The sequence below is a fragment of the Clostridium sp. AM46-21 genome (assembly GCF_003480025.1).
Classification (GTDB): Bacteria; Bacillota; Clostridia; order Lachnospirales; family Lachnospiraceae; genus Coprococcus; species Coprococcus ammoniilyticus.
This window is the reverse complement of the sequence record NZ_QUIB01000021.1, coordinates 1-22,442: the sequence shown is the minus strand read 5'-3', so window position 1 is coordinate 22,442 and position 22,442 is coordinate 1. Positions and strand designations below refer to the sequence as shown.

At 40.5% G+C, this 22,442-nt stretch carries 23 protein-coding genes; 2 read left to right on the top strand and 21 right to left on the bottom strand.

Annotated features, from left to right (window positions below; genetic code table 11):
* Window positions 1-9: 9 nt before the first annotated feature.
* Genes pstB through DW959_RS12810 form a run of 4 tightly spaced genes read right to left on the bottom strand, consistent with a single transcriptional unit; the run spans window position 10 to window position 3,420 of the window.
* On the bottom strand, window positions 10-765 hold the full coding sequence (pstB, locus tag DW959_RS12825; RefSeq protein ID WP_118616343.1) for a phosphate ABC transporter ATP-binding protein PstB: 756 nt from the start codon (window positions 763-765) through the stop codon (window positions 10-12).
* Window positions 766-792: 27 nt separating this feature from the next.
* The gene (pstA, locus tag DW959_RS12820) at window positions 793-1,656 is read right to left on the bottom strand and encodes a phosphate ABC transporter permease PstA (protein ID WP_118616341.1); all 864 of its coding nucleotides are present in this window, start codon (window positions 1,654-1,656) and stop codon (window positions 793-795) included.
* Window positions 1,657-2,508 (bottom strand): phosphate ABC transporter permease subunit PstC, encoded by an 852-nt coding sequence (gene pstC, locus DW959_RS12815; RefSeq protein WP_117807155.1) that lies wholly within the window; start codon window positions 2,506-2,508, stop codon window positions 1,657-1,659.
* A gap of 15 nt (window positions 2,509-2,523) precedes the next feature.
* Window positions 2,524-3,420, bottom strand: coding sequence for a substrate-binding domain-containing protein (locus DW959_RS12810; RefSeq protein WP_117807154.1), 897 nt, complete (start codon window positions 3,418-3,420; stop codon window positions 2,524-2,526).
* Window positions 3,421-3,724: 304 nt separating this feature from the next.
* Here DW959_RS12810 and tsaA point away from each other — a divergent pair, with 304 nt between their 5' ends.
* Window positions 3,725-4,396 carry a tRNA (N6-threonylcarbamoyladenosine(37)-N6)-methyltransferase TrmO gene (tsaA, locus tag DW959_RS12805; RefSeq protein ID WP_118616339.1) on the top strand — a complete coding sequence of 224 codons (672 nt, stop codon included), beginning with the start codon at window positions 3,725-3,727 and terminating at the stop codon, window positions 4,394-4,396.
* A gap of 281 nt (window positions 4,397-4,677) precedes the next feature.
* On the opposite strand, the gene DW959_RS12800 is transcribed toward tsaA, so the two are convergent.
* From DW959_RS12800 to DW959_RS12775, 6 genes are all read right to left on the bottom strand, one after another.
* Entirely contained in the window at window positions 4,678-5,013 is a 336-nt protein-coding gene (locus tag DW959_RS12800; protein WP_117822144.1) for a cupin domain-containing protein, read from the bottom strand.
* A 46-nt stretch (window positions 5,014-5,059) separates the two neighbouring features.
* Window positions 5,060-6,460, bottom strand: coding sequence for a PLP-dependent aminotransferase family protein (locus DW959_RS12795; protein ID WP_117822145.1), 1,401 nt, complete (start codon window positions 6,458-6,460; stop codon window positions 5,060-5,062).
* Window positions 6,461-6,890: 430 nt separating this feature from the next.
* Window positions 6,891-7,454: a pyridoxal 5'-phosphate synthase glutaminase subunit PdxT gene (gene pdxT / locus DW959_RS12790; protein ID WP_117785645.1), complete on the bottom strand. Its 564-nt coding sequence runs from the start codon at window positions 7,452-7,454 to the stop codon at window positions 6,891-6,893.
* Window positions 7,455-7,529: 75 nt separating this feature from the next.
* Window positions 7,530-8,405 carry a pyridoxal 5'-phosphate synthase lyase subunit PdxS gene (gene pdxS / locus DW959_RS12785; RefSeq protein ID WP_021944999.1) on the bottom strand — a complete coding sequence of 292 codons (876 nt, stop codon included), beginning with the start codon at window positions 8,403-8,405 and terminating at the stop codon, window positions 7,530-7,532.
* Window positions 8,406-8,948: 543 nt separating this feature from the next.
* Window positions 8,949-9,863, bottom strand: a complete 915-nt coding sequence (gene nadA, locus DW959_RS12780) for a quinolinate synthase NadA (protein ID WP_021945000.1) — start codon at window positions 9,861-9,863, stop codon at window positions 8,949-8,951.
* Between the two features lie 94 nt (window positions 9,864-9,957).
* On the bottom strand, window positions 9,958-11,163 hold the full coding sequence (locus DW959_RS12775) for a 2-hydroxyacyl-CoA dehydratase (RefSeq protein ID WP_118616337.1): 1,206 nt from the start codon (window positions 11,161-11,163) through the stop codon (window positions 9,958-9,960).
* Between the two features lie 230 nt (window positions 11,164-11,393).
* Here DW959_RS12775 and DW959_RS12770 point away from each other — a divergent pair, with 230 nt between their 5' ends.
* Window positions 11,394-12,146: a putative ABC transporter permease gene (locus tag DW959_RS12770; protein ID WP_008402776.1), complete on the top strand. Its 753-nt coding sequence runs from the start codon at window positions 11,394-11,396 to the stop codon at window positions 12,144-12,146.
* Window positions 12,147-12,348: 202 nt separating this feature from the next.
* Here DW959_RS12770 and DW959_RS12765 read toward each other — a convergent pair whose 3' ends face one another.
* The 11 genes from DW959_RS12765 to DW959_RS12720 form a co-directional block, all read right to left on the bottom strand.
* Complete coding sequence (locus DW959_RS12765) at window positions 12,349-13,284, bottom strand: DMT family transporter (RefSeq protein ID WP_118616335.1); 936 nt, start codon at window positions 13,282-13,284, stop codon at window positions 12,349-12,351.
* Between the two features lie 43 nt (window positions 13,285-13,327).
* The gene (locus DW959_RS12760) at window positions 13,328-14,485 is read right to left on the bottom strand and encodes an ATP-binding protein (protein WP_118616369.1); all 1,158 of its coding nucleotides are present in this window, start codon (window positions 14,483-14,485) and stop codon (window positions 13,328-13,330) included.
* Window positions 14,486-14,568: 83 nt separating this feature from the next.
* The gene (locus tag DW959_RS12755) at window positions 14,569-15,972 is read right to left on the bottom strand and encodes a hypothetical protein (RefSeq protein WP_117822151.1); all 1,404 of its coding nucleotides are present in this window, start codon (window positions 15,970-15,972) and stop codon (window positions 14,569-14,571) included.
* Complete coding sequence (locus DW959_RS12750; RefSeq protein ID WP_173783785.1) at window positions 15,969-16,634, bottom strand: ABC transporter ATP-binding protein; 666 nt, start codon at window positions 16,632-16,634, stop codon at window positions 15,969-15,971. Before DW959_RS12750 ends, DW959_RS12755 begins: the two co-directional genes overlap by 4 nt.
* A gap of 2 nt (window positions 16,635-16,636) precedes the next feature.
* Entirely contained in the window at window positions 16,637-17,914 is a 1,278-nt protein-coding gene (locus DW959_RS12745; protein WP_118616333.1) for an ABC transporter permease, read from the bottom strand.
* A gap of 2 nt (window positions 17,915-17,916) precedes the next feature.
* Window positions 17,917-19,098 (bottom strand): ABC transporter permease, encoded by a 1,182-nt coding sequence (locus DW959_RS12740; RefSeq protein ID WP_147340886.1) that lies wholly within the window; start codon window positions 19,096-19,098, stop codon window positions 17,917-17,919.
* Between the two features lie 37 nt (window positions 19,099-19,135).
* Window positions 19,136-19,315, bottom strand: coding sequence for a hypothetical protein (locus tag DW959_RS12735; RefSeq protein ID WP_173783786.1), 180 nt, complete (start codon window positions 19,313-19,315; stop codon window positions 19,136-19,138).
* Complete coding sequence (locus DW959_RS12730; RefSeq protein ID WP_118616331.1) at window positions 19,278-20,084, bottom strand: tRNA threonylcarbamoyladenosine dehydratase; 807 nt, start codon at window positions 20,082-20,084, stop codon at window positions 19,278-19,280. Before DW959_RS12730 ends, DW959_RS12735 begins: the two co-directional genes overlap by 38 nt.
* 146 nt (window positions 20,085-20,230) lie before the next feature.
* Window positions 20,231-21,031 (bottom strand): leucine-rich repeat protein, encoded by an 801-nt coding sequence (locus DW959_RS14750; protein WP_226801051.1) that lies wholly within the window; start codon window positions 21,029-21,031, stop codon window positions 20,231-20,233.
* Window positions 21,001-21,471 (bottom strand): leucine-rich repeat domain-containing protein, encoded by a 471-nt coding sequence (locus DW959_RS14745; RefSeq protein WP_243023407.1) that lies wholly within the window; start codon window positions 21,469-21,471, stop codon window positions 21,001-21,003. Before DW959_RS14745 ends, DW959_RS14750 begins: the two co-directional genes overlap by 31 nt.
* Before the next feature lie 285 nt (window positions 21,472-21,756).
* Window positions 21,757-22,442 (bottom strand): hypothetical protein (locus tag DW959_RS12720; RefSeq protein ID WP_118616329.1); only part of this gene is annotated, 686 nt, incomplete at its 5' end.

Below are 22,442 nucleotides of genomic sequence, written 5' to 3'. Positions count from 1 at the left end.
TTACTCCTTTTAACCAAATCTTCCTGTGATATAATCCTCAGTTCTCTTATCCTGTGGTTTCGAGAACATCTTCTCAGTATCATCAAATTCGATCACCTGACCCAGTAAGAAGAATGCTGTCTTGTCTGCAATACGGGTTGCCTGCTGCATATTATGTGTAACCATGATAATCGTATAATCATGCTTCAGCTCCATAGCAAGATCTTCGATCTTTGACGTAGAAATCGGGTCAAGCGCAGATGTCGGTTCATCCATCAATAAGACCTCCGGTTCAACCGCAAGTGCTCTGGCGATGCAAAGTCTCTGCTGCTGTCCGCCGGAAAGACCAAGTGCCGATTTCTTCAGTCTGTCTTTTAATTCATCCCATATTGCTGCCTGCTTGAGAGACCGCTCTACGATCTCGTCCAGCTTTTCTTTACTATGGATACCATGGGTTCTTGGACCATATGCTATATTGTCATATACACTCATTGGGAAAGGATTCGGATTCTGGAACACCATTCCAACCCGTTTTCTTAACAGATTTACATCCATTCCGTCAAATATATCTTCACCATCCAACTTCACATCACCCGTGATGCTACAACCTTCCACCAGATCATTCATACGGTTTAAACATTTTAAGAATGTTGATTTACCGCATCCGGAAGGTCCGATAAATGCTGTAATCTGTTTTTCCGGTATTTCCATATTTACATCTTTCAACGCATGAAATTTACCATAGTGAAGATTCAGATTTTTTACATCAAATTTTATATTGCTCATCGATTTATCTCCGTTTATATCTATCTGTTATCTGTCTTTTTCTGTTTTCGCCGACATTTTCTTTGCAATTGCATCGGATGCGAAATTAATCAATACTACGAATACAAGAAGAACAACGGCTGTTGCATATGCCTGATCCGTATGAAGCCCCTCTTTGGAAAGAAGATACATATGTACGGACAAGGTTCGTGTGGAAGAAAATACATTCTTCGCTATTCTCGGCACACTACCTGCCGTATAGATCAACGCTGCTGTCTCTCCGACAATTCGTCCGGTTGCAAGGATAACACCGGATAAAATACCCGGAACAGCACTCGGTAAAACAACCTTAAATACTGTACGAAGTTTTCCTGCACCAAGTCCAAAGCTTCCTTCTCTGTACGACTTTGGAACAGCCAGCAAGGCTTCTTCTGTTGTTCTCATGATAACCGGAAGCACCATAATCGCCAGTGTAAATGCGCCGGACAACAGGGACAATCCCCATCCAAGCTTTGTCATAAATAAGATCATTCCAAACAAACCATATACAATAGATGGAATGCCTGTCAGCGTCTCTGCAGTGATACGTACAATTCCAACCAGCTTATTTCCTGATTTTGCATACTCCACCAGATAAATAGCTGCGAAGATACCGATCGGTCCCGCAATCAGCAATGACAGTAATGTCATAAACAACGTATTAAACAATGCCGGAAGCATCGAGCAATTATCCGATGTATATTCCAACTTGAACAGATCCGGTGTCAGATTCGGAATTCCTTTTGCAAGAATATAGACCAAAATAAAAGCAATACAAACCAACGTCAAAGCTGCTGCCAGATAAACAAGTATCCGAAGGATCAGTGAGCCGGGACGTCTTTTATATTCCGCAAGTAAATTTCTTTTTCCCATTTAGTTCACCGTCTTTCTTTTTAAAATCGAAAACAGCAGGTTAATGATCAGAATGAATACAAACAATACAACACCTGTTGCGATTAAGGCTTCTCTGTGAAGATCCTGGGCATAGCCCATTTCCATTACAATATTTGCAGTCATGGTTCTAACGCCCTTCATCAACCCTTTCGGCATATGAACCTGATTTCCCGCCACCATGATAACAGCCATTGTCTCACCGATCGCACGACCAACGCCCAAGATGATTGCTGCCATGATACCGGATCTTGCAGCCGGCACTACAGTAAGGAATACACTTCTTTCATGTGTCGCTCCAAGTGCTAATGCACCCTGATAATATTTATCCGGGACAGCACTGATCGAAGTTTCAGATACACTGATGATCGTCGGAAGTATCATGATGCCAAGCAGTACAGATGCGGTAAGCATTGTATTTCCGTTCACTCCGAAAATCTGTCTGACTGCCGGAACAAGTACACACATTCCAAAAAATCCGTATACAACCGATGGGATTCCAGCCATCAGATTGATAAATGGTTTAATGATCTTATATGCTTTTGGCGGACAGAACTTTGATAAAAATATCGCTGTCAGAAGTCCGATCGGAACGCCGATCACGATTGCCCCGGCTGTAACGTAGATACTGCCAAGAATAAATGGAAGAATACCAAAATAATCATTGGTCGGTCTCCAGACTTTGCCAAAGAGGAAATCAGTCAGGCCGATTTCCTTCATGGCAGGAATACCACTTGCAAATAAGAACACACAGATCAATAAAACCGCTGCTATCGATACAAATGCCGCTAACAGGAATACGATATGCATGAATATTTCTTTAAACTTTTGCATAGAGGACACTCCTTACTATTTGACATCTGCCCAGGTTGCTGCTTCTCCTGTAAAGATTGATTTTACCTGATCGGTCGTTAAATCAGTTGCAGGGTTATTCTTATTTACAATAACTGCGATACCATCCATTGCGATTACAGTAGCTGTAAGGCCTTCACTTGTCTCGCTATCCTTCAGTTCTCTGGATGCCATACCGATATCACATGTACCATCTGCCGCTGCTGTAATACCTGTTGTTGAATCAGATTCCTGAAGCTCGATATCCGCACCACTGTTGACTGCCTTATATGCCTCTGTTAATTTCTCCATAACAGGAGTTACAGATGATGATCCGGCAATTACGATCTTACCGGTTGCTCCTGATGACTTGAAAGCTCCGGAGTTTGCAATCTCAATGTAACCATTGCTTGATACGATCTTCTGTCCGTCTTCACTCATAATGTAGTTGATAAAATCCTGTGCTACATCACTTACCTGACCCTTTGTCACGATGTTAAATGGTCTTGATAAGGTGTATGTACCGTTGTTGATATTATCTGCCGTTGCTTCAACGCCGCCGATCTTAACTGCCTTTACGGTATCATTTAATGCTCCAAGTGAGATATAACCAATCGAATAATCGTCTCCTGCAACTGTTGTGAGAACTACTTCTGTACTGTTTGCTGTAATCGCGCTCGTAGTTGTCTTATCAACTTTATTTCCATCTGCGTCCTTTTCTTCTACACCGGTCAGTTCCACAAATGCGCCTCTTGTACCTGAGCCTTCCTCTCTGGATACAACTGAGATCTCCTGTACTGTATCAAAACTTCCACTCTTGGAATCTGAACCACCTTTACTTCCACATCCTGCAAGGCATCCTGCCGCAAGTGCTGCACTTAATGTTACCGCTAAAATCTTATTTCCTTTTTTCATTTTAATTTTCCTCCAATTGACTCTTTGGACTCAGAATCGTTCATCTTTCTGATCCATTCAAAATTATGTAAATTGCGAAACCGGATCGCGCGCCCTTTTCCGGATCGCAGGATTATCATACGGCATCTATGTAAAAAACATCACCATCCCAAAGTAAAGGAAAAGTAAAAACTTTGTGTAAACGGAAGAAATGTAAAATCATGAAAAAGTCATCTTATGGATTTCTGTGGAAAATAAAAAATTTTCATGTTACTATGAACTGCAGATACAATTTCGTTTTACGAAGGATAAAGAAAATAACGATATGAATATCATCGGACATGTATATACAGATTTTCAGGAAAAATTTGGGATTCCCAGACAGAGTGGTCTGGTGGATGAACTGACCGGAACGATTGTTTTTCTGCCGGAATACCGGCAGCCGGAAGCCTTCCGGGGGCTGGAGGATTTCTCTCACATCTGGATCCTGTGGGAATTCCATAAAGCCAAACGGCAGAACTGGAGTGCAACAGTAAAGCCGCCAAAACTTGGCGGCAATAAAAGAATGGGCGTATTCGCGACCAGATCGCCGTTCCGCCCAAATAATATAGGTCTGTCTTCTGTTAAACTGACAGGAATTGAATACACCGATGACTATGGTCCAATCCTTCATATCTCCGGTGTCGATCTGTTAAACGGTACTCCTGTATATGATATCAAACCTTATATTCCATATACGGACTGCCACCCGGATGCCACCGGCGGTTTTACCGAACACATTCATACGGAAAAACTGGATGTCATCTTTCCGCCGGAGCTTCTGGCAATAATCCCGGAAGCCAAGCGTCCTGCCCTGATCGGCATTCTTGCAGAAGATCCGCGTCCCGGCTACCAGCACGATCCCGACCGCAGATATGGCGTCGCCTTCGCAGGCTTCGACGTGCGCTTCCACATCAACGGCAACGTCCTCACAGTGTGTGAGGTGGTGGCTGTATGATAACCGAACGATAAGAGACAGGGGCAGAGGATATATATCTTTATTCCGCAGAACACTCCCGTTCTATTCTACTCTGTATAACTTCGAACTAACCTCGGCAGAGCCTCGCTAAGGTCTCAGTTATCACGTAGCGGTACTAGGCTCACTGCTTATGCAGTTCACCAAGGACCGACGTTCGAACAGGTCTGCTTCATAAAATATATATCCTCTGCCCCTGTCTCTTATCTGTTTATATACTAACATTAGCAATCATATAAACCTTAGGAGTATGTTTGACGACTCTAGTGCTCGTGTTCAGGTACAACGGCGAAGAATATGAGGTCTTCGGCGCCTTCATTTGACAGGCTGTGGGTTGCACCTTGCGGACAATAATGGCAGTCGCCCGGATACAGCTTCTCTTTGGTGTCCTCATATTCCATCGTTCCGACACCGGAAAGTACATAAATGATTTCACTGTTTGTCTCATGCGTATGTGTTCCGATCGATGAACCAGGCACAAGTCTGCCCTTCATGATCTTGTTATTCATATCCTGAAACATATGCACATGGAATGTTCCTTCTCCCCCTTTAAAATTCTTGATCGCTGATTCTGCGATTGTATCAAACAATATCTTCATATGATTCCTCCTTATATGGTTCCTTATATTAATATCCGCACACTCTTTATTCGATACTTTCAATCAATCTTCTGACTGCTTCTTCTATATGCTCCGGCATGATACCGGAATAATTAATGACCAGTGTATGATATCTGGCATTTTCGGTATTTCTATAATACTGGCTGAGAAATGAAATGTGAATATCTCTTGCTTCGGCATTATTCCGCAACCGCTCATCACTGTAATTCGTATCAATCTCCAACAGGAAATGCAGCCCTGAATTCTCTTCGCGAATACGAATCTTGTCCGGATTCATATATTTTTTAATGCATGCAAGCACCAGATCCCGCTGTTCTCTGTAATAATTACGCATGCGGTTGATGTGTTTTTCCAGACAACCATCGGTGATAAATCTTGCAAGTGTATATTGCTCGATATTTGACACCGTACAAGCATAAAAGCTGAGCATCTCATCATATCGCCGTATCAAACTCTCCGGAAGAACCATATAACTGATACGGATCGTAGAGGAAAGGCTCTTGGAAAATGTGTTGATATAGATGACCTTTTCGCCCACATCGATACTTTCAAGTGTAGGTACCGGCTTGCCAACCAGTCGAAATTCACTGTCATATTCATCTTCGATGATATAGCGGTTGTCCTTTCTGGATGCCCAAGATAACAATTCATATCTCCTGCTGACAGGTGTTACCAGTCCGGTCGGAAAATGATGCGCTGGCGAAATATGAAGTACATCTGCGCCGGATTCTTCCAGAGCCTCCATATTGATCCCATTTTCATCCATTGCCACAAATTTGCAGCATACATTCTGCGCCTGATAGATCCTTGATATCTTCTGATACCCCGGATCTTCGACCGCATAACATTTGTCATAGCCAAGCAGCTGAATGATAAGACCATAGAGATATTCTGTTCCGGCTCCTATGATGACCTGCTCCGGCTTCACATCCATACCACGGAACTGATACAGATAGCCTGCTACCGCGCTTCGCAGCTCATAGACACCCTTGGACGGTGATCTGGACATCAGCTCTTTGCTGTTTTCCGCCATCACTTCTTTTAAAAGCTTTGACCAGATGCTGAATGGAAACGCATCCTCTACCGTTGAGTTACTGGCAAAATCCGCAAAATATGTTTTCTTTTCTTCCGGCTTTTCAAATTGCTTCGCCGGTCGCTCCGGCAACGGCTTCATCAGATCTGCCGAAATGTCCGTAACATAATAACCGCTTTTCGGAATCGAATATATATATCCTTCGGCAACCAACTGACTGTATGCATTTTCCACGGTGATCGTGCTGACATTCAGATTTTTTGCAAGCAGACGCTTCGATGGCAGACGTTCCCCTGCTACAAGCTTCTTAGACAAAATATCTGTTTTGATCTGCTTGTACAGATATTCATATAACGTATCTGTTCCTCGATTTTCCAGTGCATATGTCAGCATAGCAAACCGCCCTTCACATTATTCCCGCCGGCATCACAACCCACCTTGCGATACCATAGTTATAAAATATTATATGTGGGAAGAAAGCATTATGCAAGTTTTTTACATTCTATAGATAGACAAAAACTCTATGGCATCCCGCCCTGCGCCTGTCCTTATAGAAATGCCGTGCTGCGTTTTCTACTCACTGCACATGTTAAATTCGTAAATACTCCTGTGCTAACTCGCCTTCGGCTCAAACAAGCACCCGTATTTACTAACAATGTGCAGTTCATAACGAAATCCTCGCAATGGCATTTCTATAAGGACAGGCGCAGGGCGGGATATCACATAGTTCTTATATATGGACAATAAAAAACGGTATTTATTATCGTACAGTCAACCTGCTCAATAATAAATACCGTTATCTTATTGTTTACTTTTATTGTCCTTATTTGATCATGTCTAAGAACATCTGATGGATACGGGTATCATCGGAAAGCTCCGGATGGAATGCCAGTGCGATCTGGTTCTGATATTTTACCGCTACAATGTGACCATCTACCTCGGCTAATACCTCAACACCCGGCTTTACACTCTCGATATATGGTGCACGGATGAATTCCATCGGATATACTCCAAGACCTTTGATCTCGCCATCATAATGAAAGCTTCCAAGCTGTCTGCCATATGCATTTCTCTTTACGCAGACCGGAAGGGTCGCAAAATGACGTTTATCATCATTGGACAGTTCTTCTGCAAGAAGGATCAGTCCCGCACAGGTTGCAAGAACCGGCATGCCCTGTTCGATCTTTTCTTTTAATGCATCATACATATCAAGCTCTTTTAACAGCTTACCCTGAACAGTGCTTTCGCCACCCGGCAAAACGATACCGGCAAAATCCTGTTCCAGATCACTTTTCTGTCTGAGTTCTATTGTTTCTGCTCCAAGGCTCTCTAACATTTTCTCGTGTTCGATAAATGCGCCCTGAACCGCTAATACTGCTATCTTCATCGTGTCTGTTCATCCTTTCGCTTATGTCGATCATCCATCATTACGATATCCGCATCTATTTGTCTGTCTGATATTTTACTTACCACGCTCAGCCATAAGGAGTTCGATCTCGCTCTCATTGATACCAACCATAGCTTCACCAAGATCCTCTGATAATTCAGCGATCAGTTTTGCATCTGTGAAGTTTGTAACAGCCTTAACGATGGCATTTGCACGCTTCTCCGGATTTCCTGACTTGAAGATACCGGATCCAACGAATACGCCTTCAGCACCAAGCTGCATCATAAGAGCTGCGTCTGCCGGTGTAGCAACACCGCCTGCTGCGAAGTTTACAACCGGAAGGCGCTTGTGCTCATGTACATATAATACAAGGTCATATGGAACCTGAAGAACCTTTGCTGCATCATATAATTCATCTTCACGCATAGAAGAAATACGTGCGATCTCGCTGTTCATCATTCTCATATGTCTTACAGCCTGAACAACATCACCTGTACCGGGTTCACCCTTTGTACGGATCATGGATGCACCTTCATTGATTCTACGAAGTGCCTCGCCGAGATCCTTAGCACCACATACAAATGGTACTTTGAACTTTGTCTTGTCGATGTGATATACATCATCAGCAGGTGAAAGAACTTCACTCTCATCAATGTAATCGATCTCGATTGCTTCAAGAAGCTGAGCTTCTACAAAATGTCCGATACGGCACTTTGCCATAACAGGGATAGATACTGCATCCTGAATGCCCTTGATCATCTTAGGATCACTCATTCTTGATACACCGCCTGCTGCTCTGATATCTGCCGGAATACGCTCCAGTGCCATAACTGCACATGCACCTGCTGCCTCGGCGATCTTTGCCTGCTCCGGTGTTGTTACATCCATGATAACGCCACCCTTTAACATCTGTGCCAATTCTTTGTTTAATTCATACTGTCTGTTTGCCATAATCGTAACTCCTTTTTTCATTTGATGTGTGTATTTATCTGTAACATATTCATCCTTGAATATCACTACTCAAAATCACGAACAGATTCACTACAAACCTGCTAGGATTTATTATAAAATTATCTGACCATATTGAAATATTCAATTTTAAACTTTTTCTTATATCCAAACTGACCATATCAATATATAACATATGCAAATACCAGATATCAGATTATGTAAACTGACCTCTCGGGCAGATCACCAGAATAATATATAATAAAGCACGACCGTATCGTATGATAAAACCATAACGGAAGCGACCGTGGCATACGCAATCGATTGTTGAATAGCTTAGGCAGATCACCGTATTGTATAATAAACAAAATAGCAGGAAAATGTTGCGAAAACACCTGCGTTTCGATGGTTTTGTGCCGGGATGGAGGACACAACGATTTTATCGTGTCCGAAATCCCGCGCATATAAAAACCAATCGAAGCAAAGTAAGTTTCGCATTTTTTCCTGCTATTTCTGTTTATATGAAATACAGTGATCGTCCGGCTTCTAGCCAAGGCGCAACATCGCATCGATGCTCTTTCTGGCTTTCTGCATTGTCTCCTCTGTAAGGGTAATACTCTCGCCCTCACCATTTACCACGCAGTTATAGACATCACCAAGTGTCGTCATCTTCATGTTGTGGCATACACAATCCTTAGACAATGCATAGAAACGCTTCTCCGGGTGTGCAAGCTGAAGGTGTGACACGATACTATTCTCCGTACCGATAATGAATTCCTTTGCATCACTCTTTGCTGCATAATCCATAATTCCGGTTGTACTTCCGGCATAGTCTGCAAGCTCCGTTACTTCCTTTAAACATTCCGGATGTACCAGAAGTAATGCATTTGGATGAGCTGTTTTTGCTTTCTCTACATCTTTTACGGTTACTCTGACATGTGTCGGACAGCCGCCCGATACCAGCTTAATATTCTTTTCCGGTACCTGCTTCTTTACCCATGAACCGAGATTACAGTCAGGAATAAATAAAATATCCTTTTCCGGCATATTCTTCACGATCTTTACTGCGGAAGAAGAAGTAACACAGACATCACTCAGCGTCTTTACTTCCGTTGTAGTATTCACATATGCTACAACTGTATAACCCGGATTCTTCTCTCGAAGTGCTGCCAGCAGATCATAGTCGATCTGGTCTGCCATCGGGCATCCGGCATCCGGCTCCGGCAGATATACGGTCTTTTCCGGTGATAACAGTTTTACAGTCTCTGCCATAAAACGCACGCCACACATGATCATAGTCTTTTGAGGTGCTTCTGCTGCTCTCTGTGCAAGACCGAAGGAATCTCCTACATAGTCAGCCACTTCCCAGATATCGTGGCTCTGGTAGGCATGTGCAAGGATACAAATATCCTTTTCCTTCTTTATTCTCATTATTTCATCCTGCATCTCTTTTATATTCATGACAATTTTCTCCTTTGTCTGTTATGTTTTCATTTTTTGTTAAAGAATGCACAATAAGTATACCGCATATTGAGAAAGATTACCATCTATTCTGTTAAATATGCATATCCACCAACATTCTGGCACGGTTATAAACATTCAACTTTGAAGAACCGGAATCTACATCAGCACTCACAATACGCCCTTCCGGAAGCTTTTGCTGAATGGAAGGATACAATCCCCTCCCACAGATATGATTTGGCATACATCCAAACGGTTGAACTGCCAATACCTTTTTGCAGTCATGCAGAATATGTCCTACCATCTCTGCACCGATCAGCCAGCCATCACCGGTTCTATATGTCCAGTTTACATAACCATCAGCCTCTTTTTTCATTATTTGAAATTCTTCCATCGAATAAAATCCATACTGCCGCATTGCTGCAATCATGGATCTCTGAAGACTTCCGAACAATTTTAACCCAATACGATAAGCCGCCTGTTCTATTTTGCTTACATCCGATAAATGCGAATCTATATAATACATCGCGTACCAGGATAATCCATTTGTATGGGATTCGCAATTATTCTTTTCAAGAAAACGGATCATATCCCAGTTTCCCAAATGACAATACTTTATATAAATCTCTCCGACGATCCCTATTCGTTGCTTTCTTGGCTTCACCAGTTCAATTTTTGAAAAATCCGCCGCAATCCTTATAAAATTCTGTTTCATTCTTGAAATTGTCAGATGTTTTCCTTCCCGAAGATCGCATGCAAGAATCCTGACCCATTTCTTCCATTTCTTTTGTGCCTCACCTTTATGCACTTCATTTGGTCTGACCTGATTTAGTAAAAGCATCAGAATATCACCATAAAACAATCCAAATAACGCACGCCAGACCATATCAGGTTCCAGCTTCATCTGCTCCCCCTTCTCCAATCCCTGAATGTTTAACGACAATACCTGAGCCTGCGGAAATCCTGCTTTCCGAACAGCCGCCTTTAACACATGCAGATAATTTGAACCACGACATGCATCTCCGGCAGTCGGCATTAATAATTTTGTACGGTTCAGATCATATTTCCCTGATTGAAGAGCTGCTATCATCTGTCCTGCATTTAAGATGATCGGATAACACATATCGTTATTGACATATTTTAATCCAATATCCGTTATATCCTTTTCATTTTTTAAGATCACCGGATGATAATTTTTTGAATAAAACGCATATTTTAACAATGGAAAATGTGCATCTAACATTGCTGGAATCAAGAGGATACATTTCTCCCGATCCGCATTTTCTCTGATCTTATACATATCTCCCTATCCCTCATTTTCTAAAATGCAGATATATGCTTTCTCACTATCTGCAATGCCTCATATACCTGATCTGAGAGTACCACATTTTGCCATACTTTTTCAATACAAACAACTTGAGAAAGCATTTAATTTATTGACTTTATGACCGCGATATGTCACAATTTGTATCAATGAAAAAAAGAGCCATAATTCTATGGAAAAATATAAATCAGAAAGGTTGAAATATTATGAATAAAGCTCTTGTATTATTGTTTTTATTTTTTATCGGAAGTCTGATCGGATGGGTGATTGAATTGTTCTTCCGCAGATTCTGTTCTCCAAATGGTCGAACAACAAAGAAATGGGTAAATCCCGGCTTTCTGGTCGGTCCTTACCTTCCGCTATATGGATCAGGACTATGCGTCTTGTATATGTTAGCATCTATTAACCTGTCATTTCTGGATGAACATCCAATCATTGAGAAGATTGTTTTATTTGTATTTATGGCGATCGCTATGACCGTGATCGAATACATCACCGGATTGATCTTCATTAAGGGAATGAATGTAAAACTCTGGGACTACACAGACCGATGGGGCAATATTCAGGGAATCATCTGTCCACTGTTTTCATTCTTCTGGGCAGTTCTCGGCGCGACCTACTACCTGCTGATCCATCCACATGTTTTATCAGCACTTGACTGGTTATCCAGAAACCTTGCATTTTCATTCTTTATCGGATTCTTCTACGGCGTGTTCCTGATTGATATCGTTTACTCCTTCAATCTTATCGTTAAGATACGTAAGCTGGCTGCCGAATATGAAATCGTCGTTAAGATTGACGAACTCAAACAGCATCTGTTAGAGGAAGCTGAGCTCCGTAAGGAAAAATCACATTTCTTCCTTGCTATGAAAAATGCTCGACCACTCCGTGAGATATTTGAGGATTCATTAGAGAAATATTCTATTAAGAAGATTCTGAAAGAAAAGAAGAAGAAATAATATATTGATTTTATCTAAAAAATATGCGCGCTGGCTTATCACTATATCTTTATTGCGCAGAACACTCTCGTTCTATTTTCACGTAGCGGTACTAAACTCGTCACCTATTGGTGACTCGTTAAGGACCGACGTTCAAATAGGTCTGCTCCATAAAATATAGTGATAAGCTGGCGCGCATATTTTTAATGCTACTAAAATTGTTTTATGCTTCTTTCTTCTCCCCCACAGGAATCTGTGCGAAGATAATCGCAATAAAGATCAACAGGCAGCCAAGGAGCTGGCGGGCGGTCAACACCTCACCAAGGATCACCCAGCCGGCAAGTACTGAAAATACAGATTCCAGACTCATGATCATAGATGCCAGCGTCGGATTCAGTCCATTCTGTGCAATAATCTGCAAGGTATAAGCAACACCGCTCGACATCACACCGGCATACAGAATTGCAACCCATGCATCCCATGACTGTAACTGTGGAAGCCATGCTGCTATTCCTGCTGCCGAATGTCCCATCTCTGAAAAGAACATCGGGAACGCACTGAGTACCCCTGCAACCAGGAACTGGATACAGGACATCCGTACACCATCAACCAATGGTGAAAAATGATCGATCACCAGAATATGTATAGCAAACAAAAATGCACAGAGCAATACAAAGAGATCACTGTTCTGAAATGATAGCGACCCCGCTGTCATACATAAAAGATAAAGTCCTACAATCGTGATCACCATTCCAAGCCAGATATTCCAACCACATTTTTTCTTTAAAAACAAACCAAGGATCGGAACCAGCAGAATATAGCAAGCCGTCAGAAAACCGGCCTTTCCTGCCGGAGTGCCATAATACAGACCAAGCTGCTGTGCCGAGCTTGCAAAGAACAATGCCATTCCGCAGCACAAACCACCGATCCATAACAGTCTCCGTTCTGCGACTGTCTTCGGCTTCTTATTACTTGGATTAATTTTATCAAGTAACCTGATCACCGGAAGCAATACTACACTTCCAACCAGACTTCGTATACAATTAAAAGAAAATGGTCCTAGTGCCTGTCCGCCCTTGCTCTGTGCCACAAAGGCGGTTCCCCAGATAAATGCCGTAAGAACTAACAGGAGTGAATTTCTGATTTGTCTGCTTTTCATTTGTATTCCCTCTTCCTATCTTGTTTATTGTCAAATCGTTACATTATTCCTTTGCTTCATTTTCTGTACAGATATTTTCCCTGTCATATGCATCCAGAAAATGATGCTTCTCTCCATGCTGCTTCCATGCAACAACTGTGTCCAGATTTACATTTTCCACACTTTTGAAAATATTACCTTCCACATAAGGATTTACCTGCTTCAAAGTCTGTATCAGCTCCTTGATTTCAACACGTTTCGAACGATTCTCGTTATTACAAGTCGTACAGGTATCCGTGAATTTGCATGCACACTGGATAAAATGCAGACCATTATAGTCCCTCCATGCCTTGATATCATCCTCACGCACCAGATATAACGGTCGGATCAGTTCCATCCCTTCAAAATTCGTGCTGTGAAGCTTCGGCATCATCGTCTGTACCTGTGCACCATACAGCATACCCATCAATATGGTTTCAATTACATCATCATAGTGATGACCAAGTGCAATCTTATTACAGCCAAGCTCCTGTGCAAAATGATACAGATGTCCTCGTCTCATTCGTGCACACAGATAACATGGCGACTTCTCAACCGTAAATACAGATTCAAATATATCCGATTCAAATATCGTAATCGGGATATTCAGACTTTTTGCATTTTCTTCTATAACCTTCCGGTTCGCCTCACTGTAACCGGGATCCATAACCAGAAACTTAACTTCAAATTCAAATTTGTTATGCAACTTCAATTCCTGAAAACATTTCGCCATCAGCATAGAATCCTTACCACCGGAAATGCAGACCGCGATCTTATCTCCCGGCTTCACCAGCTCATATGTGTTGATCGCCTTGGTGAACTTTGACCAAATGCTTTTCTTGAATTTCTTACGCAGGCTCAGCTCAACATCCTTCGCCTTGTTCTGCTCCTCCGGTTTGCTCATAACATCTAACAGCCATGCAGCATAACCGCCTTCCAGACTCTCCGCCTGATATCCTTTTTCTTTCAAATGCTCCGCTACATCGATGCTGACTACGCCTCTCGCACAGAAAATAACAAGCAGCTTGTCCTTATCCACCTCGCTGCTTGTCTCTATTTCTTCCGCAGGAACCGCAATCGCATCCGGCACTGCCCCATGAGAAATCTCAATGGCATCCCGGATATCGATCAACCGATAACTGTCTTTATCTCGATTCTTTAATTCCGCTATTGTAATGCTCATATGCACGCTGCCTTTCTTCCTAGTGCACCAATAATCTTTCATATATATTTAACCTACACTAAAATACCAAGCAATTATATGACCTAAAAAGTTACTTTGTCAATGCAATTATGGAAAACAGCTACTCTTGAAGAATATAAACGAAAACAGCTCTGTTTTAGATAGTCAATATATTCTCCTGTTTCAGCGTCAATTACCAGCAGCGAATCAGGAAGATAAAAATAATCATATGTATAACAGGTATCCAAATCCTCATAATACGCCACGAGCCAAACAGGTTTGTACTCAAACGTCCCTAATTTTTCCCCCTCCACAAGCATATAATCAAGCTCCATAAAATTAAATGCCGCTGGTTTATCAATTCCTGGATATGCTGCATAAAATGCCTCATATTGTTCTGCGAATTTCGGTTCTATATCTTCAAAATCCATTAATGTTACTGCTTTTTCTCCTGCCTGCACCCCTGCAATATAAAGTTCCGCATTCATCACACCATTATCGTCAACACAAACAGTAAATAATTCAGATGTGCAGAACGGATATGGCGCAAACAACTCCGTTTCAGCTATATATGCCCCTCTATTGCCTGCAGCTCTGGTAAACTGAAAACAATAGCCATTAAAATCAATTGGTCTTGCACTTTCAAACGTACTATAACCAAGCGGTCCTTCTTCTAAAATCTCTACATCCGTAATTCCACATGCTTCCAAAAACAACAAGGCTTCATCACGCGCACAATCCATATCTTTTGCACATCTGTTTTCCACTGTATTCTCTAAGTCAACAATACATTCTGTTACATCTCCCAGATGATTTTCCAATGTGATCGTATCATCCGTCTTCATTCCGTAATATGTATATAAACCCGCAGTTCCCAGATAATTCTCCAGTGTAATTCCTGTAATACAATCATTTTCTTCTTTAAATGTCAAAAGGAATAAATTATCTCCGATATATCCAACATATTTCTGTCCCTCATAATTCTGTATCAATGCTCGTTTATCTGATGCACCTGCCTCACAGGCAATAATATTTTCTATTTCTTGATCGCAGGAAACTGCCTGTGATGTTTGTCCCTGATCCAAATAATATTCTCGAATTTTCTCCTGATATATATGTATGGTTTCCAGATCCTCTCTGCACAGATTCTTATAATCATTTTCCAAACGGTTCTCAAAAATTCCTTTCTCTTCCTCAAACACAGCTTCAACAATCTCCTGTTTTTGTTTTGCAGCATTCGGAATCTGCTTATATTCATATATTCTAAAATCAGAATCTGGTATATATTCAACACCCTCTACCGCAAGCTTAACTGTATTCTTATTTACTTTCCATTCTTCCATATAACTATCCGGAATATGCAAACTATTTGCCGCATCCCCTACATATGATATATTCTTCTCTTTTGCACTTTCACAAGCAGTTAATCCCCCAAAGCACAATAATATAGATATCATAAGCGTGACTTTCCCCAAATTATTTCTCACTTTGCTTCCTCCAATATTTGTCCATCTGCAAGACGTATCACACGATCCGCCCGACTTCCTATCTCTTGATCATGTGTTATCACAATCAATGTCTTTCCTCGTTTATTCAACATTTCTAACAACTCCATAATCGCGATTCCCATTTCATGATCTAATGCGCCTGTCGGTTCATCTGCAAGGATCAAATCTCCCCCTGCCACCATCAATCTTGCAATCGCACAACGCTGCTGTTCCCCACCTGAAATCCTGGTTACCTTTTTGTCTGCTAAATCCCTGATTCCTGTAAATTCTAACATTTCATTCACCAGTTTTTTTCTTTCCCTACCGGAATATCTGCCTGCCAGTAATGGCAGTTCTACATTTTCAAATACCGTATAAGATTTCATTAAGGCATAATTCTGAAATACAAATCCCACATGTTTACGACGAAATTCGTGAAGCTTATCTCCTTTCATCTCATGAACAGCAATATCATTATAATAGTATTCACCGCTTGTCAGATAATCCATAGTCCCAATAATATTTAATAATGTACTTTTCCCTGATCCGGATTGTCCCATGATCGATATGTATTCCCCATCCTGGACATCCAGTGATACATCCTTAAGCGCCGGAAGCTCCCGATGCTCATATATTTTTGTAACATTTCGAAGTTTTATCATCACTATTCTCCTTCTTTTCCTAACAAATCAATCGGTGAACACTTATAAATCATAAATACCGGGCAAATTGTTGATAATGCAACAAATAGTATGCTTATCTCTCCAAGGATAGGAACCACTCGCTTCCAGTATATACTTCTGTAAGAAAATACCATTAACTGATCAGGCTCTATTATATGAATAAACAACCACCATACAAGAAATAATGAACAGCCATAGGCTAGAAGAAACTTAAGAATATTCTCCCATAGGATCATCCAGGTTATATTTTTCATTGAAAATCCCGCCGTCAGCATAATTCCATACTCTCTTCGTCTCCGCAAAAAATCAAGTATCTGTATACATAAAAGTACAATACAAAATGTGAGTCCCACCAGAATTAACATCTGAATAATATTATAATTAATCTTCCGACTCATTTCTTCTCCATTTTCTATTGCTTTACCAATATCAATCACTTTTATATCTTTATATCCAGCCTTTGCCAGCTTTTGCATAAGACTTCTCTTTATCTTTACATAAGAGTGTCCTTGTTTTATAGAAAAATAGAAATCCGAATTATTACAAAATATCTCTCCCGGGCAGGCTAACACTTCATAATCCAACGGAATTGTTCCTGTAACATCTGAAAAATCCAGCATTTCCATTTGTGAAACTGGAAAACTTTGTCCCTTTTCTAATATCCCGGCAACTACATATGTATATGACTGATCTCCCACTTCGCCAATATATTTTGTTCCAACTTCTATCTTGTCCTTATATGCAAATCCCAGATATAAATACATGCCATCTTCCATCGGTTTTAATTCTTCGATTAGGATTCCTTCGTCTAATTTCATCTTCCATATATTCTGAATGGTTGCATCTATTTCAATATAATATAAGCCATCTTTTCCATCTTCATCATCGATTGCCTGAAAACTATGGCCTGTCTGAATATTTTTCAATTTCTCCAATGCCGGATCGGTATTTATATATCCTGTTTGCCACGCACAGGTTACAGCTTCCACTCCATCCACTGATTTTATTATATCCATTGCCGGGTCAGACTGTAATTCACTATCCAGTTCATCCAAAAAACGGATTTCACACAAGGTATCTATATTCCTGATTCCTGACTCTTGCAAAGAATGTCTGATATTGGTTGACATACTATAAACACTGATCAGCACAGCAATCAAAAGCAATAACACCATTGCCAACACAATATTACCACCCAGTTGTAAAACATGAGACATAACATTATCTGCTGCTAAACGTATTATATTTCGTTTTCTCATACTTAATCCCTAACCTCCTTTGCAGGCACCAGCTGTCTTAACAGCTTGCAGATTGGAAAAAGTAATACCAGCAACAAAATACCAATCATAAATATAAAATACCACAAAATATATGTATTCCAGACAAACGTCATCTTCTTTTTCATTGCAAGACAATAGAAAATCTGTAAACATCCTGCAACAATAATAGAAATTCCCATTAATATCCCGATTCGTACCAACTGCCACTCTATGATTCGTCTATCTGTTATTCCAACTGTTTTCATAATTGCAAAATCTCTTTTCTGTCGTGCATACCATACTCTTGCAATCATTATGCAATTTATAATACCCACTATGTACAGTAATATCAGAATAGCTGCTTTTAATTTATAAACGATATACACATCTGTCTGACTCTCATAATGATCCAGCAGCTGTGCATAATAATTATCTGATTGTCCAAATATCTCTATCAATTCATCAGCCTGCTCTGCAACCGGAACACTCTTATCCATAAGCTGGATTGTCATTCCCGGATAAGAAGATGAAGTATAGGTCATTCCATCGGCTATCCGGTTCAAAAATACATCTGATTCCGATGTCCAGTTTTCTAACGAGCCAAACGCAATAATCATTTTATCTGAATCATTTCCAAATGATTCCAGATACCCAGTCACCTGACAATCAATTCCATCTAATGACAAGCATTCCGTTCCATCTTTTGAAACTGTTACTGAATCCTTCCATCCATGTCCTACTACAAGATAAATGTTATCCGAATTCCATTCCTCCATTGTTGGATATCTGCCACTTTCAAGCAATCTGTTCCAGTTTCCATGATATGCCACTGCAATCTGCACTTCATCCGCATCTTCCTCACAACTGCCAATCGAAAACTCATCTCCTCTGATTACAGCATCACAACTAACATCGCTTATACGCTCCAGAATTGCTTTTGTACTCCGAACCGCCATCTCCTGTATTTGTCGATATTCTTCTATATCATTCAATTTATATTCCGTTGCTCCTGTGGTAGAGTAGATATTAATATAAGCGTTATACTTTGAAATACCATCCTGACTTTCATATTTTTGAATCCAATTACTCATAATCTGATATCCATTCAAAATTGTACTCAAGGACAGACTCATACCTACTAAAAAAAGTATAAATGTCAGCTTATCTTTTGTAATTTTATACATATCATCTTCTCCTGTAATCTGTGTTTCATTCATATCACTATAAAACAAAAACAAGCAACTTGTCCTTATCCACCTCGCTGCTTGTCTCTATTTCTTCCGCAGGAACCACAACCGCATCCGGCACTGCCCCATGAGAGATCTCAATGGCATCCCGAATATCGATCAACTGGTAACTGTCTTTATTTCGATTCTTTAATTCCGCTATTGTAATGCTCATATGCACGCTGCCTTTCTTCTTTGCACAAATCTTTTACCACTTCACCTGCAATGATCAGTCCTGCAACCGACGGAACAAATGCCACACTGCCCGGAATATCTCTCCGCTCTGTGCATTTATGCTGTGCTCCCGGAGGGCAGATGCAATTTGTTCTGCAGCTGATCGACATATCCTCAAGTGGTCTTACCGGCTGTTCTTCCGAATATACAACCTTTAACTTTTTCACGCCACGCTTCTTAAGTTCCCGACGCATAACCTTTGCAAGCGGACATACCTTTGTCTTATAAATATCTGCTACCTGAAACATACTGCCATCCAGCTTGTTTCCTGCACCCATACTGCTGATGATCGGCACTCCTTTTTTCTGTGACTGGAGCACCAGCTCAATCTTAGCCGTAACCGTATCTACCGCATCTACAACATAATCATAAGAGTCAAATGGGAATTCATCTGCATTTTCCGGCAGGAAAAAGCATTTGTGCATCTCGACCTTAGCATCCGGATTTATGTCCAGAATCCGTTCTTTCATAACATCTGTTTTATATTTCCCCACAGACTTTCTGGTGGCAATAATCTGGCGGTTCAGGTTTGTCAGGCATACCTTATCATCGTCGATCAGATCAAAGGAACCGACACCGCTTCGTGCCAGAGCTTCGCACACATAACCGCCAACGCCTCCAACGCCGAATACCGCTACTTTTGAATTTGCCAATTTGTCCATTGCTTCTTTACCAAGCAATAATTCTGTCCGGGAAAACTGTGTTAACATGTCTATCTCTCCTAAATAACCTACTAAAACGCTAGGCAAAATTATAGGGCCTGAAAAGGTTCTTTGTCAATGATTTTCTGGCAAAAAGGACCGGTATTATACCACGTCATATAATACCGATCCTGCTTACATTAACTATTTTCTAATTATTTAATCTTCCACGTCTTTACGTATCCGACGGATTTCTTTTTCAGCTGTTTCTTTAAAGCTGTCTTTGCTTTCTTTGTGCCTTTCACAGTAATGGTTGCTTTCTTATTTATGCCCTTGAATGCACTCTTACGGATGGTTGTAAGATTTCCTGCTGTGACAGTGATCTTTTTCGGATTCTTACAACCGGAGAATGCTTCATTGCCTATCTTCGTTATACCCCTTCCGATCGTGATATTTGTCAGATTTTTGTTACCCTTGAATGCCTGGCTCGCAACCGCTGTTACTTTATAGGTAACACCACCCACCTTTACAGTAGATGGTATGGTAAGTTTTTTCGCTTTCTTGTTTGTGATCTTCATAACAGCAACAGTTGGATTCTTCTTTGAAGATGAAGTTACCTTTACTTTAATCTTCTTAGAAGGAACTGTAAGAATTGTACCTTTCTTAGCAGGCTTTGGCATTAATTTAACTGGTATATTATTCTCCTTTGCATATTTATATGCTACGGAATTTTTATTGCAAATAACTGTAGTATTTTGGTTAAAAACTGTCCACCAATATCCACTCTCATTCTCACCCTTTTTAAATACGTCAATTTCAATAACACTATCTGGTATAACAACCGATTTTAATTTCGGACAGCTAAAAAAAACTCCCTTACCGATACTTGTTACACTATCCGGTATCGTTATGCTGGTTAAATTGCTGCACATAGCAAATGTTTTACTGGAGATTCTTGTTATCCCCTCCGGCAATACTACTTTTTTTAATTTATCACATGAAAAAAAGCCCCGCATCCTATACTTCTTACATTTTCAGGTATAGTGATACTCATTAGATCAGTAGTTGCAAATCCATAGCTTCCTATACACGTTAAGCTATTTGGTAACGTTATACTGGTCAGATTTAAGCAAAGATCAAATGCAAAATCTCCTATACTTGTTACTCCCTCCGGTATTGTTATGCTGGTTAAACTGCTACAATTCCAAAATGCAGAATCTCCTATACTTATTACCTCTGTCCCATTAATCTTATCCGGGATTACAACCTTTTTCTTATCACCTTTATACTTGGTAATAGTAATTCCATCCTTAGCTTCTTCATATGTAAAATCACCATATGTCTTTGACTCTTCCGCCTGTGCTGTCATACCGCCCCCGCCACACAGCAACACACATAAAATCAATCCCAAGCCCGCATAGATCAGGCTTCTTATCTTCTTTTGCATCATTTTCATTCATCTCTCCTTTTCTCTTACGCTCCTTGTTTTTATAAGGTACATTGCTTTTTCCCATTTTTAGAAACAGTGCCAAGTACAAATAAACACAATTTTATCTGTATCTGACACTTTTTGTTTGATGTCTCTAAAAAAGCATAAACATTATAAAAAAAAAAATAACTGTCAATAGTTCACAAAATATTTCTTAATTATTTAAATTTCGACAAAAAAATCCAGATACAACATTTCTGCCATATCTGGATTTCTACTAAAATATACATGTTATCTGTTCTGCTTATGTCTTTATCCTATGATTGCCTTAATTTCCGCTTTGCTCATATCGGTTACATCCATGATCTGCTCTAAGGAATAGCCTTTCTTATGCATTTTCAGGATAATCTCCGATTTTCCTCGGGCTTCGCCTATTATTTCACCTTTGACTATGCCCGCGGCTTCGCCCTTTACATATCCCATTTCTTCTACGCCTTCACTCAGATTGCACATGATCTTCACCTCTTCCCTTATACTGTGTCTATCTACCGGTATGTCATACTCCTGTTTCATCAGCTTCAATTTCTGTTCTGCCGTCATTGTCTGTGACAATAGCGTTCCAAGCAATCGATGCAGTTCATATTTTTCTTCCTTTGGCGGAATCTCCTTTGCCAGTCCGATCATCACGATATTTAAAATATCCAGATTGCCTTTCCATTCCTGTTCGACAAGTAAATCATCTTTTACCATATGGATATGACTCAGACTGTTTTCTTTCATATTCATACAGATCCAGATGGAATACACCTGTTTGATCTCGTTATAGTCAGAACCTGTAAATTCCCGCTCTTTCTGAGATGACACCAGTCTTGCCGTATAGAAGATTGCTCGATTTAAGATAAAATACTTTGTCGGTTCATTCTTCTGGGCTTCCAGATTAATGATCATTTTCGCCAGTCCATCCCGCATCCGTACATAGAAGATAATATCAAAATATA

Excerpts from the sequence above, each read along its gene's own strand:
- pstC (WP_117807155.1), bottom strand. The coding sequence starts at position 2,508 with ATGCAAAAGTTTAAAGAAATATTCATGCATATCGTATTCCTGTTAGCG.
- pdxT (WP_117785645.1), bottom strand. The coding sequence starts at position 7,454 with ATGAAGATAGCAGTATTAGCGGTTCAGGGCGCATTTATCGAACACGAG.
- DW959_RS12750 (WP_173783785.1), bottom strand. The coding sequence starts at position 16,634 with ATGATAAAACTTCGAAATGTTACAAAAATATATGAGCATCGGGAGCTT.
- DW959_RS14750 (WP_226801051.1), bottom strand. The coding sequence starts at position 21,031 with ATGCGGGGCTTTTTTTCATGTGATAAATTAAAAAAAGTAGTATTGCCG.
- DW959_RS12740 (WP_147340886.1), bottom strand. The coding sequence starts at position 19,098 with ATGTATAAAATTACAAAAGATAAGCTGACATTTATACTTTTTTTAGTA.
- DW959_RS12770 (WP_008402776.1), top strand. The coding sequence starts at position 11,394 with ATGAATAAAGCTCTTGTATTATTGTTTTTATTTTTTATCGGAAGTCTG.
- DW959_RS12775 (WP_118616337.1), bottom strand. The coding sequence starts at position 11,163 with ATGTATAAGATCAGAGAAAATGCGGATCGGGAGAAATGTATCCTCTTG.
- DW959_RS14745 (WP_243023407.1), bottom strand. The coding sequence starts at position 21,471 with ATGAAAATGATGCAAAAGAAGATAAGAAGCCTGATCTATGCGGGCTTG.
- DW959_RS12760 (WP_118616369.1), bottom strand. The coding sequence starts at position 14,485 with ATGAGCATTACAATAGCGGAATTAAAGAATCGAGATAAAGACAGTTAT.
- DW959_RS12765 (WP_118616335.1), bottom strand. The coding sequence starts at position 13,284 with ATGAAAAGCAGACAAATCAGAAATTCACTCCTGTTAGTTCTTACGGCA.
- DW959_RS12745 (WP_118616333.1), bottom strand. The coding sequence starts at position 17,914 with ATGAGAAAACGAAATATAATACGTTTAGCAGCAGATAATGTTATGTCT.
- DW959_RS12730 (WP_118616331.1), bottom strand. The coding sequence starts at position 20,084 with ATGTTAACACAGTTTTCCCGGACAGAATTATTGCTTGGTAAAGAAGCA.
- DW959_RS12795 (WP_117822145.1), bottom strand. The coding sequence starts at position 6,460 with ATGCTGACATATGCACTGGAAAATCGAGGAACAGATACGTTATATGAA.
- pstB (WP_118616343.1), bottom strand. The coding sequence starts at position 765 with ATGAGCAATATAAAATTTGATGTAAAAAATCTGAATCTTCACTATGGT.
- tsaA (WP_118616339.1), top strand. The coding sequence starts at position 3,725 with ATGAATATCATCGGACATGTATATACAGATTTTCAGGAAAAATTTGGG.
- DW959_RS12800 (WP_117822144.1), bottom strand. The coding sequence starts at position 5,013 with ATGAAGATATTGTTTGATACAATCGCAGAATCAGCGATCAAGAATTTT.
- pdxS (WP_021944999.1), bottom strand. The coding sequence starts at position 8,405 with ATGGCAAACAGACAGTATGAATTAAACAAAGAATTGGCACAGATGTTA.
- pstA (WP_118616341.1), bottom strand. The coding sequence starts at position 1,656 with ATGGGAAAAAGAAATTTACTTGCGGAATATAAAAGACGTCCCGGCTCA.
- nadA (WP_021945000.1), bottom strand. The coding sequence starts at position 9,863 with ATGAATATAAAAGAGATGCAGGATGAAATAATGAGAATAAAGAAGGAA.
- DW959_RS12735 (WP_173783786.1), bottom strand. The coding sequence starts at position 19,315 with ATGAGCATTACAATAGCGGAATTAAAGAATCGAAATAAAGACAGTTAC.
- DW959_RS12810 (WP_117807154.1), bottom strand. The coding sequence starts at position 3,420 with ATGAAAAAAGGAAATAAGATTTTAGCGGTAACATTAAGTGCAGCACTT.